Genomic DNA, 11,479 nt, shown 5'->3' with positions numbered 1-11,479 from the left:
TTGACTTCCGATCCGTCGAAGATCAATCCGTTGAATCGGGCGCGTTCGGGCCGGGGCGGCTTTCAACTGCGCGAAGGTTTGACGCTCCGGGAAGCCTTTGCGGAGGCTTCTTCTTTTTTGCGGGAGAAGGGCGTCGAAGAAGCGGACGAGAATACGCGGCTGCTGCTCAAAGAGATTCTGGGCATGACGGGCGCGCAGTACGTGATGGCGCTGCGCGAACCGTTTCCCGTGTTATCGCGCGAACGCTGGGAGAACGCGATTACGCGCAAAGGCGACGGCGAACCGGCGCAGTATATTCTGGGCGATCAGGAGTTCTACGGCTTCACGTTCGAAGTGACGCCGGAAGTGCTGATTCCACGGCCGGAAACGGAACTGCTGGTCGAAGCGGTGCTGACGCGCGCGGAGCGTTTGTGGCCGGACGGACGGGCGTCCGTGCTCGACGTGGGCACGGGCAGCGGCGCGATCGCCGTCAGCCTCAAGCTGCTGCGGCCGGAGCTTGAAGTCACGGCGAGCGATATCTCGCCGGGAGCGCTCGCCGTGGCGCAGCGCAACGCGCAGCGGCTGGGCGCCGACGCAGCTTTCCGCGAAGGCAGCCTGCTGGAGCCGTTCGCAGGGCAATCGTTCGATATCCTGGTGTCGAACCCGCCGTACATCCCGGCGGCCGACATCGAGGAGCTTCAGCCGGAAGTGCGCGACTTCGAGCCGCGCGGCGCGCTGGACGGCGGGCCGGACGGGCTGTGGCCGTACCGCGAGATGATGAAGCAGCTCGATCTGCTAAGCGGCGATCCCCGGCTGATCGCGTTCGAGCTGGGCATGGGCCAGGCGGACGAGGTGGCGGATATGCTGCGCAAACGCGGGAGCTGGAGTACGGTCGAAACGGTGTACGATCTGGCCGGCATCGGCCGGCATGTGATCGGAATCGCCTGAGGAAAGCCGGCCGCAGGCCGGATGTATGCAGGGCTCAAGGCGTCCCGCGTCGTCAACATGACAAGGGGCGTTTTTTGGCCTACAATAAATGACAGATCCATAAAGAGACAGAGAAGCCGGGGAGCGGCACCGCCGCTCTCGCGGCCGGGAACGATGAGGGAATATTTCGCCTGTGAACAAGGGCGTGCACGCAAACTCCGAAGGAAGCCGATTTAGCCGAGTTTGCGTACACGATCTGAAGGCTTTTCGGAGGAACCGTACTGCTATGCTGACGAAGTGGAAACATACCGACTGGACCCTGATTACCGTGCTGCTGTGCATGATGGGCATCTGCATTCCCGTGGTGCACAGCGCGGTCGCGAACAGCGACAAATTCAGGGGCCTGGATATGCAGATGATTTTTTATTACATTCTCGGGTTCGTTGTCGTTTTCTTGATGACGCTGGTCGATTACCGGCTGTACGTCAAGTATTTCTGGCTGATTTACGGCGGAGGCATGCTTCTGCTGCTGCTGACGCTGACGCCGCTCGGACAAACGCAGAACGGGGCGCAGGGCTGGCTGAAACTCGGCCCGATCGGCATGCAGCCGGCGGAGCTGTTCAAGCTTGCGCTGGTCATCGCGATCGCGTCGCTGCTGGCGCGCCGGAACAAGGAAAAGCTCGGCTTTTTCGCGGACGTGATTCCGATCGGTCTGGTCGCATTCGTCCCGTTCGCCGTCGTCATGCTGCAAAACGACCTCGGCAACGCGCTCAGCTACGTACTGATTCTGCTGGGACTGCTGTGGATCGGCAACTTGAAGTTCCTGCACGCGATCATGATCTTCGTGCTTGGAGCGGGGCTGCTGTTTGGCGGGATCAAAGCTTATGTAACGTACCACGACGAGGTATCGCATTTCATGACCGATACGCTGCACCGCGGACACTGGCTGGACCGGATCGATCCGTGGCTGATGCCCGACGAAGCGAGCCGGGACGCATCGTGGCAGACCAAGAACGGCAAATACGCGATCGCGGGCGGGGGCATGATCGGCCAGGGCTACAAGCAGGGCGAGATGGTGCAGAACCCGACGGGGTCGCTCGTGCCGTATACGTATTCGGACTCCATCATCGTCGTGATCGGCGAGGAATTCGGCTTTGTCGGCATTTCGCTGCTGCTGGTGCTGTACTTTGTCCTGATTCACCGGATGATCGTGATTGCGCTGGAGTGCCGGGAAAGAGCCGGTTCGTACACTATCGTCGGTATCGTCGCGATGTTTATGTATCAGATTTTCGAAAATATCGGCATGTTTATCGGCCTGATGCCGCTGACCGGGATCACGCTGCCGTTTATCAGCTACGGCGGCACGTCGCTGCTGATCAATATGGCGAGTATCGGCGTCGTGATGAGCATCCGGGCCTGCACGCGCGACATGGCCGCCAGGGAAGAGTTCTCGGAACTCGATAAAGGCGAGAAAAACGACGGCGGGCTTCAGGCGCTGCGCGGCGCCGCTTCCCGGCTGATGTCGGGACGTACGCGCAAGGCGGATTAGGATTGGACGGAATAAACGTACGACGGCTGGCTGAAATTCGTTTGGTTTTGGATACCAACCTATCAATCGGTGCGGATCGGCGGGGATTCCCGGCGGAACGCGCTGCCGGGGAGGCTGCGGCGATGCTGAGCAAGATCAAGAATATCGACTGGACGATTGTGATTATTTTGCTGATGTTCGCGGGAATTTGTATCCCTGTCGTGCACAGCGCAGTATCCTTCGGAAGCAATGTCAAAATGGCGGGCTCGGAAAAGCTGATGGCGGTGTATTACGTACTTGGGTTTATCGCCATGTTCGTTATCACGTTTGTCGACTACCGGCTGTTCGTCAAATACGCGCTGTATCTGTACATTTTCGGAATCGGGGTATTGATGCTGGTCTGGACGCCGCTCAGCGCGAACGGGCTCAACGGCGCGAACGGCTGGATCAAACTGCTCGGCGTCAGCGTGCAGCCCGCGGAAGTATTCAAGCTGGTGCTGATTATCGGAATCGGCGCGCTGCTGGTCCGCAAACAGAAAGAAAAGCTCCGATTCTGGAAAGACGTGGTTCCGGTCGGCCTGGCCGCCCTGGTTCCGTTTATGCTCGTTATCGCGCAGAACGATCTGGGCAACGCGCTTTGCTACGCGATTATTCTGGCGGCGCTGCTGTGGATCGGCAATATCAAATATACGCATGTGCTGATCTTCGTCATCCTGGCCGGCGGGCTGCTGTACGGAGGCGTTACGGCATATCGGACTTTCCATCCGCAAATCGAATCGTTCATGAGTTTGCATATGACAGAGCAGAAACATTATCTCAAGCGGCTCGATCCGATTCTGCTGCCCGGCGCGAGCGAGGGCGCTTATCACCAGGGCCTGGCGATCGAAGCGATCGCCGGCGGAGGAATGCTCGGCAAAGGCTATATGCAGGGCGAAGTTTCTCCCCGAGTCCCTTATACGTACGCGGATTCGATCATCACGGTCGTTGGCGAGGAATTCGGTTTTGTCGGTATGGCGGCGCTGCTGCTGCTGTACTTTATTATGATTCATCGCATGATTATTATCGCGTTGGAATGCCGGGACCGCGCGGGTCCGTTTATCATTGTGGGGATTGTCGCCATGTTCCTGTATCAGATCTTCGAGAACATCGGCATGAATATCGGCGTGATGCCGATTACCGGGATTACGCTGCCGTTTATCAGCTACGGCGGCACGTCGCTGCTGATCAATATGGCGAGCATGGGGATCGTATTGAGCATCCATGTGTATAACCAGGAAGTGATGAAGACCGAGCATCTGCTGAAAACGGATCATCTGGACGAAGCAGATCGCGAAAAAGAAGCCGAACGCCGGAAAAAGCGCGGCTTCAAACTTCCGTCGCTGCCTTTCGGACGCGGCGGCAGTCCGCGCGGCGAAAGCAAATAAGCGCGGCGCTTCCGCAGGCCGGACATCCGGGCGCAAGCGGCGGACGGGCCCGGCGGGCAAACGGAAAGAGGGAAGAACATGAATTCAAACAAGCAGGAGCCGCCGCGCACGCGGATTTGGGAAGTCAGCCGGCAGGGTTCCACGGGGAACAATGCGGTTGGGCAGCAGGCGGAAGGGGCGGCCGACGAGACGCGTTCGGCAGCGCGGGCGGCGGTTGAAGAGCCGTTTTCCGGGCAGCGCGGAAGCGGGAATACGGAGCTGCGCCTTGAAACGGGAGCGCGGGCGGCGGACCCGGGCATCCGGGAAGCCGCCGCGCTGCTCGCCGGAGGCGGACTGGTCGCTTTCCCGACGGAGACCGTTTACGGGCTGGGCGCGGACGCGCGGAATACCCGTGCCGTCGAAGCGGTCTTTACGGCCAAAGGCCGGCCGTCCGACAATCCGCTGATCGTGCATATCGCCGACCGCGCGGAGCTGGATGCGCTGGTGCTCGGTGTGTCCGAAGCCGACCGGAAGCTGATGGACGCTTTCTGGCCCGGCCCGCTGACGCTGGTTCTGCCGGTACGGCCGGGGGCTTTGTCGCCGTTGGTGACGGCGGGTCTCGATACGGTAGCGGTCCGGATGCCGGACCACGATCTCGCGCTGTCTCTGATCCGCGAGTCGGGCTGTCCGCTCGCGGCGCCGAGCGCGAACCGCTCGGGACGCCCGAGCCCCACGCTCGCGCGGCATGTGCGCGAGGATCTGGACGGCCGAATCGACGGAATCGTCGATGGAGGCCCGGCCGGCGTAGGCGTCGAGTCGACCGTCGTGCGGACGACCGCCGCAGGCGGAGCGGCCGTGCTGCGGCCGGGCGGCATCCCGGCCGAAGACATCGGCCGGGTGCTGGGCGCGCCGGTAAGCGCGGTGTCCGCGGGCGAAGGCGCGGACATCGATCCCGCGGCGGCCATCGCCGCGGAAGGGGCGGCGCGGCCGGGCGAAGCGGCCGGGCGCGGCGGCTTTGCGGCCAGCGAGCCGAGCGGCGCGGGCGAAGGCGCCGCGGGCGGGCGCGAAGCGCGCGCAGCAGCCCAAGGGCGCGGCGTCGAGCGCGCCGCTGCCGAAGGCGGGACCGGAAGCGGCACGGAATCTGCCGCAGATCCTGCACTGCCGGGCGGTTCTTCGCCCGCCTCTGCGGACGAAGCCGCCGACGCTCCGGCGGTCGCGGACGAAGCGCCGCGGTCACCGGGCATGAAGTACGCCCACTACGCGCCGAGCGGGCGGCTCGAAGTGGTGCTGGGCGGCGAAGCGGCCGTCGCCGCCGCAATTCGCGAACGGCTCGGCGCCGCTGCGCAGCGCGGCGAACGGACCGGGGTGCTCGCGTTCGACGAGCACCTGGCAAGTTACGCCGGCCTGGCCGACGTAACGCTGTCGCTGGGCAGCGCAGGCGACCTGCGCGAAGCGGCGTCGAAGCTGTACGCCGCGCTGCGGCGTTTCGACGAAGAAGGCGCGACGTTTATGCTGGCCGAGGGCTGCGCGGACAGCGGGATCGGCTCGGCCGTGATGAACCGGCTGGGCAAAGCGGCCGGCGGAAGAATCAGCCGGGTTTGAATCGCACGCAGTTGTGCAAAGCGTATTCCCTATTATTCACGCAAAGGAGACGGTTCGCTTGAGACGTATCTTATTCGTTTGCACAGGAAACACCTGCCGCAGCCCGATGGCCGAAGCGCTGCTTCGCCGGATGGCGAAGCAGCGCGAGATCGAAGTCGAAGTTCGTTCGGCGGGCGTCTCGGCCTCGCTCGGCGTGCCGATCTCCCGGCATGCGGAAGCGGTGCTGCGCGACCACAGTATCGGCGACCGGATCACCTCCAGCCCGCTCGACCGGCGGCTGGTGGAATGGGCCGATCTGATCCTGACGCTGACCGGCGCGCACAAAAGCCATGTGCTGCGTTATTTTCCCGACGCGTTCGAGCGTACGTATACGCTCAAGGAATATGTGGAAGACGACGGCAAAGTGCTGGCCGACCTGCAGGAGCTGGACAGCCTCCATGCGTCGGCCGAGCTGGCGCGGGCGCTCGGCGAGACGCCGGACGCGAACGCGCGCCAGCGCATGATCGAGCTTCGGCAGAGGATTCCGAGCTTCGATATTTCCGATCCGTTCGGCGGCTCGCGCGACGATTACGAAGCGACCGCCGCCGAGATTCGTACGGCGCTGGACCGGCTGCTGGACAAGTGGGACGCCCAAAAGTAACGGGCGAGGTTGGCTGGGTTGTCATGATGAATAAACACAGCTCTTGCCCCGCGGGCAGAGCTTTTTTTATTCGGTTTTTTTCGGAAAGTCGTATTCATTTTCTCCCCGTCTGTCCATTCTTCTGCCGGCAGAAGGTCGAGTCCGGAATCTTGTATGGAAACCTTCTATCCGGAAAATGTAAGCATCCGGTCAGCATTTTCAGTTAAAAAAGAAGATCGGCAGCAAAATGTTGACTTTTGGACTGGATTTTATGGACAAATCGGCAGATTTAGCGATTTGCATACCTGAATGTGAACATCCGGTCAGCATTTTAGTTCGTACCCGGGATTTGCTGGAGAAATGCTGATCTCCCGTCAGCATTTCTTGGTTCAAGACGTAAATCGCTCCCGCAATCCGCTTTCGAAAGCTTGAACGAGAGGGTTACCTTCAAGGTTCGTAAATATGCCGTTTATTTTTTTATACATAAATATGTACCGGACCCTGGCAAAGAACCCATTGTTGTGAATACGCATTAATTTAAAGCGATTGAGCAGAAAAAAGGGGCATTGCTGCGTATGCGCATCATTTTAAGAGGAAAATCAGCGAATTAGACCCCAAATAACCAGTTTTCGCAAAAATTGATGCCGATCTGCAACAATCTCCCGTCTGCTGCTCCAAACCGTTAAAATTGATGCCGATTTGCATCAATCGCTCAATGACCGCAGCCTACGCGGCCTAATGCGTGCAAATCAATAACCGCAGCCGGCATGCCACTCAACTTCGCAGCCTTCAGTCCCCAGCCCGGTTCCCAGCCCAGCCCTCAGCCCCGGTATCCCAGCCCCCACCCTCCCTAAATCCCGAATGCCTGCCCCAGCCAAACCGCATTTTGTCCGTATCCCGTTCGAATTTAGTTGATTTTTGAAGCTTCTTCCCTTATCATGAAGGTGAAAAAGCAGATCCGGTGTAACTGGCGACAACTGTGGGCGCAACCACGATGGAGCATCGGATATTATCGGCCGGTCGCCTGGGCAAAGAGCAGCTTCGCGTTTTTTTAAGCGCGGCTTGCTCTTTTTTTGTTCACATTCGTACATCATTTGCACATTTGTTACAAAAGTTCCGCAGTTCCCGTCCGCTCGCCCTGCGTCTTTTCTTTCCCGCTCCATAGCGGTATGATCGGAGGTAGCACGTTCCGGGAAGAATCGCCCGGGGCGATAACTTTCGAAGGGGTGAGCAAGCATGGGGAATGAACACGACGATTCGATCCGGCGGCAGACGGCTCTCGTTACGCGGGAGCTGGCGGAAACGGCGGGACTCACAAACGGCAAAGTACTCGTAGTCGGCACCAGCACCAGCGAGGTGGCCGGCAAGCGCATCGGGACCTCCGGCGCGCTCGAAGTGGCGCAGTCGCTGCTCGCGGGCATCCGCGAAGTCGCGGACGAATTCGGCTTCGACGTCGCCTACCAGTGCTGCGAGCACCTGAACCGGTCGCTCGTCCTGGAGCGCTCCGTGCTGGAGCGCCTCGGGCTGCGCGAGGTATCGGCCGTGCCCGTGCCGAAAGCGGGCGGCTCGATGGCTTCGGCCGCTTACCGCTCCATGCGCGAGCCGGCGCTGGCCGAGACCATCGAGGCCCATGCCGGCCTTGATATCGGCGAGACGCTGATCGGCATGCATCTGCGGCGAGTAGCCGTGCCGCTGCGCCTGTCGATCCGGCAGATCGGCGAAGCGCGGGTCAACGCCGCGCTGACCCGGCCGCCGCTGGTCGGCGGCGAACGGGCCGTGTACCGGCTGCCGGAAGAAGCGGATTCCACGTTCTGCGATTAAAGCAAGCAAATGCAGTCGGTCCGCTACTACGAATACCGGGCAGGTTCTGCGCAGAACCTGCCCGCCGGACGGCCGAACGCTTCGCCACGTCAAGGCGGCGAAGCACGGCGCGTCCGTACTGATTTTTCAACGCAGCGCCTTGTTGTTTGCATCGACTTGTTGTCTGCATTACCTTTTTGCCCGCACTGCCTTTTTCACCCGCACCGCCCGCTTGAATCGCTGCATCGCACGCACGCGCGCAAACGACATTTTTCTAAACCAGGGAGGAATACGGAAACATGGAGCACTTGAGAAAAAGCGACCCGGCCGTACTGAAAGCAATGGGACTGGAACTGGACCGTCAGAAAGCCAACATCGAACTGATCGCATCCGAGAATATCGTCAGCGAAGCGGTAATCGAAGCGATGGGTTCGGTGCTGACCAATAAATATGCCGAAGGTTATCCGGGCAAGCGCTACTACGGCGGCTGCGAGCACGTCGACATCGTGGAAGATCTGGCGCGCGACCGCGCCAAAGAACTGTTCGGCGCGGAGCACGTCAACGTGCAGCCGCACTCCGGCGCGCAGGCCAACCTGGGCGTATACCTGGCGGCGCTCAAAGCGGGCGATACCGTATTGGGCATGAACCTGGCGCACGGCGGTCACCTGACGCACGGCAGCCCGGTTAACGCTTCCGGCATCCTGTACAACTTCGTGGCTTACGGCGTGCGCGAAGACAACTTCCGCATCGACTACGACGAAGTGCGCAAAGCGGCGTTCAAACACCGCCCCCGCATGCTCGTCGCCGGCGCCAGCGCTTATCCGCGCACGATCGACTTCGAAGCGCTGGCTTCGATCGCGAGCGACGTCGGCGCGCTGTTCATGGTCGACATGGCGCATATCGCGGGCCTCGTGGCCGCCGGTCTGCACCCGTCGCCGGTGCCGCACGCGCACTTCGTGACGACGACGACGCACAAGACGCTGCGCGGACCGCGCGGCGGCATGATTCTGTGTAAGAAACCGTGGGCGCAGGCGATCGACAAAGCGATGTTCCCGGGCACGCAGGGCGGACCGCTGATGCACGTGATCGCTTCGAAAGCCGTCGCGTTCGGCGAAGCGCTCGATCCGTCGTTCAAAGTATATGCGCAGAACGTGATCGACAACGCCAGAGTACTGGCCGAGACGCTGATCGGCGAAGGCCTCAACATCGTATCGGGCGGCACCGACAATCACCTGATGCTGATCGACACGCGCGGCGTGGGCATCACCGGCAAAGAAGCCGAGCATGTGCTCGACTCCGTCGGCATTACGGTCAACAAGAACGCGATTCCGTTCGATACGACCAGCCCGTTCATCACAAGCGGCATTCGCATCGGCACGCCGGCCGCCACTTCGCGCGGCATGGATCAAGGCGCCATGAAATCGATCGGACAGATTATCGCGGCGGTGCTCAAATCGCCCAAAGACGAAACCGTCCTGTCCAAAGCGCGCGGCGACGTCAAAGATCTGACCGACCGCTTCCCGCTGTACCCGGACCTCAAATACTAAAATTCGCTTTCGATTCTTCATATTCGGCTCCACGGCCCCGGTTCTTCGCGAACCGGGGTTTTTGGCGTTTGTCGCCAAACCGTCGTTCGATTCGTCGGCCGGCTTTTTCGGAAATTTTGCGGAAATTACTGGAACTTGAAAGATAGCAGCCGAATTAGGGTATATAAAGAATACGTTTTGCAATCGCTTTAATCCGGCTTGCCCGCGCAAATTCGCCTTATGCGGCGCATCGGCATACATAGCTTCTCTCATCCCGGTATCCGCCTGCCGCATGGACGCCGCATCAAGACACGAGAACGCGCGAGCCCTGCCGAAAGGCAACACACTCTATCAAAAAGGAGAGGATTACGTGAGTCGCAGAAAACTTTCCCGGCTGACGCAGCAGCTCGTCTTCACCGGCCCCACGACAATCTTGTTCGCTCTGGTCGTGCTGATTCCGTTTCTGCTCGGGATCTACTACTCGATGACGAACTGGAACGGGGTATCGCGCCACCTGGAATTCGTCGGGCTGAGCAACTATGCGCACGTGCTGACTGCCGACCCGGAATTCCGCAACGCTTTCTGGTTTACGGTCCGCTTTACGATCGTGGCCGTGCTGGTCACCAATCTGCTGGGATTCTTCCTGGCCTATTTCCTGACCAAACCGCTCAAAAGCAAAAACGTGCTCCGCACCGTCTTCTTCATGCCGAACATGATCGGGGGCCTGCTGCTCGGCTTTATCTGGCAGTTTATTTTCGTGCGCGGTTTCGCGGCGATCGGCCAGGCGACGGGCATTTCGTTCTTCAAACTTCCGTGGCTGGGCAACGAGCCGACCGCGTTCTGGGGCATCGTGATCGTCTTCGTGTGGCAGTATGCGGGCTACCTGATGGTCATCTACATCGCTTCGCTCGGCAATGTGTCCAAAGACGTCATCGAATCGGCGCAGATCGACGGAGCGACCCACGGACAGATTCTGTGGAAAATTATCGTCCCGCTCGTCATGCCCGCCGTTACCGTCTGTTTGTTCCTCGCGATCTCGTGGTCGTTTAAAATGTTCGACCTCAACCTCGCGCTCACGGGCGGCGGACCGTTCAACGCGACCCGTTCGGTGGCGCTCGACATCTACCGCGAAGCCTTTACCAACAGCCGGCTCGGACTGGGCACGGCCAAAGCGGTTATCTTCTTCGTGATCGTCGCCATCATTACGGCTATTCAGGTCCGCGCGACCAAGAGCAGGGAGGTTGAAGCTTAATGGAACAAGAGTCGAGATACCGTATTCAAACGCTGATCCTCGAAATTCTGCTCGTGCTGGTCGGCCTGCTGTTCCTGGTTCCGTTCTATTTCCTGCTGTCGAACTCGCTCAAGACGTTCGGGGAGATTCTGTCGGACTCCGCGTCGCTCCCGAGTTCGATCCAGTGGGCCAACTATAAAGCCGGCTGGGAAGCGATCAATTTCCCGTCCGCGTTCAAAAACTCGCTGATTATCACGATCGCCAGCAATCTGCTGCTCGTGCTGTTCAGCTCCATGACCGCGTACCAGATGGTGCGCCGCGATTCGCTGTACAACCGTCTGCTGTTCGGCGTGTTCGTCGCGGCGATGGTTATCCCGTTCCAGTCGATCATGCTTCCGCTGATGGACGTGACGAGCCGTACCGGATTCAGCGACAGCCTGTGGGGCCTCGTGATCTGCTATATCGGCTTCGGCGCTCCGCTGTCCGTTTTCCTGTTCCACGGCAGCATGAAGTCCATTCCGCTGGAGATCGAACAGGCGGCGCGGGTGGACGGGTCCGGCACATACGGCGTCTTTTTCCGAATCGTCTATCCGATGATGCGTCCGATGTTCGTAACGGTCATCATCCTTAATACGCTGTGGATCTGGAACGACTATCTGCTGCCTTCCCTCGTCCTGACGAGCGAAAGCCTGCAGACGATTCCGATTGCGACCTACATGCTGTTCGGGCAGTACACGAAGCAGTGGGACCTGGCGCTTCCGGCGCTTGTGCTGGGGATCGCTCCGGTCATCGTCTTTTTCCTGGCTATGCAAAAATACATCGTGTCCGGCATCGCGGCCGGCGCCGTGAAAGGGTAAAGGGGGA

The 11,479-nt window shown here is 60.2% G+C and carries 9 protein-coding genes and 1 riboswitch; all 9 genes read left to right on the top strand.

Going from position 1 to position 11,479, the window contains the following annotated elements; genetic code table 11:
- Positions 1-30 precede the first annotated feature (30 nt).
- The 9 genes from prmC to QWJ34_RS20340 all read left to right on the top strand — a co-directional run bounded on the left by prmC (position 31) and on the right by QWJ34_RS20340 (position 11,472).
- On the top strand, positions 31-927 hold the full coding sequence (gene prmC / locus QWJ34_RS20380; protein ID WP_302730740.1) for a peptide chain release factor N(5)-glutamine methyltransferase: 897 nt from the start codon (positions 31-33) through the stop codon (positions 925-927).
- 265 nt (positions 928-1,192) lie between these two features.
- Positions 1,193-2,455 (top strand): FtsW/RodA/SpoVE family cell cycle protein, encoded by a 1,263-nt coding sequence (locus QWJ34_RS20375; RefSeq protein ID WP_302730702.1) that lies wholly within the window; start codon positions 1,193-1,195, stop codon positions 2,453-2,455.
- Between the two features lie 122 nt (positions 2,456-2,577).
- Complete coding sequence (locus tag QWJ34_RS20370; RefSeq protein WP_302730700.1) at positions 2,578-3,858, top strand: FtsW/RodA/SpoVE family cell cycle protein; 1,281 nt, start codon at positions 2,578-2,580, stop codon at positions 3,856-3,858.
- A gap of 78 nt (positions 3,859-3,936) precedes the next feature.
- On the top strand, positions 3,937-5,439 hold the full coding sequence (locus QWJ34_RS20365) for an L-threonylcarbamoyladenylate synthase (RefSeq protein WP_302730698.1): 1,503 nt from the start codon (positions 3,937-3,939) through the stop codon (positions 5,437-5,439).
- Between the two features lie 58 nt (positions 5,440-5,497).
- On the top strand, positions 5,498-6,079 hold the full coding sequence (locus QWJ34_RS20360; protein WP_302730697.1) for a low molecular weight protein arginine phosphatase: 582 nt from the start codon (positions 5,498-5,500) through the stop codon (positions 6,077-6,079).
- A 932-nt stretch (positions 6,080-7,011) separates the two neighbouring features.
- Positions 7,012-7,095, top strand: a riboswitch (ZMP/ZTP riboswitch).
- Between the two features lie 199 nt (positions 7,096-7,294).
- On the top strand, positions 7,295-7,879 hold the full coding sequence (locus tag QWJ34_RS20355; RefSeq protein ID WP_302730695.1) for a TIGR01440 family protein: 585 nt from the start codon (positions 7,295-7,297) through the stop codon (positions 7,877-7,879).
- A 278-nt stretch (positions 7,880-8,157) separates the two neighbouring features.
- Complete coding sequence (locus tag QWJ34_RS20350; RefSeq protein WP_302730693.1) at positions 8,158-9,405, top strand: serine hydroxymethyltransferase; 1,248 nt, start codon at positions 8,158-8,160, stop codon at positions 9,403-9,405.
- Positions 9,406-9,754: 349 nt separating this feature from the next.
- Positions 9,755-10,636, top strand: a complete 882-nt coding sequence (locus QWJ34_RS20345) for a carbohydrate ABC transporter permease (RefSeq protein WP_302730691.1) — start codon at positions 9,755-9,757, stop codon at positions 10,634-10,636.
- Complete coding sequence (locus tag QWJ34_RS20340) at positions 10,636-11,472, top strand: carbohydrate ABC transporter permease (RefSeq protein WP_302730690.1); 837 nt, start codon at positions 10,636-10,638, stop codon at positions 11,470-11,472. The genes QWJ34_RS20345 and QWJ34_RS20340 overlap by 1 nt, the downstream gene beginning before the upstream one ends.
- Positions 11,473-11,479 lie beyond the last annotated feature (7 nt).

Origin of the sequence: Saccharibacillus sp. CPCC 101409 (genome assembly GCF_030518235.1) — a bacterium.
GTDB lineage: Bacteria > Bacillota > Bacilli > Paenibacillales > Paenibacillaceae > Saccharibacillus.
The sequence above is the reverse complement of the archived record's forward strand: the minus strand, read 5'-3'. Positions and strand labels throughout refer to the sequence as shown.

Coding starts and splice junctions, on each gene's coding strand:
- QWJ34_RS20350 (WP_302730693.1), top strand. CDS start 8,158: ATGGAGCACTTGAGAAAAAGCGACCCGGCCGTACTGAAAGCAATGGGA.
- QWJ34_RS20355 (WP_302730695.1), top strand. CDS start 7,295: ATGGGGAATGAACACGACGATTCGATCCGGCGGCAGACGGCTCTCGTT.
- QWJ34_RS20370 (WP_302730700.1), top strand. CDS start 2,578: ATGCTGAGCAAGATCAAGAATATCGACTGGACGATTGTGATTATTTTG.
- QWJ34_RS20365 (WP_302730698.1), top strand. CDS start 3,937: ATGAATTCAAACAAGCAGGAGCCGCCGCGCACGCGGATTTGGGAAGTC.
- QWJ34_RS20340 (WP_302730690.1), top strand. CDS start 10,636: ATGGAACAAGAGTCGAGATACCGTATTCAAACGCTGATCCTCGAAATT.
- QWJ34_RS20375 (WP_302730702.1), top strand. CDS start 1,193: ATGCTGACGAAGTGGAAACATACCGACTGGACCCTGATTACCGTGCTG.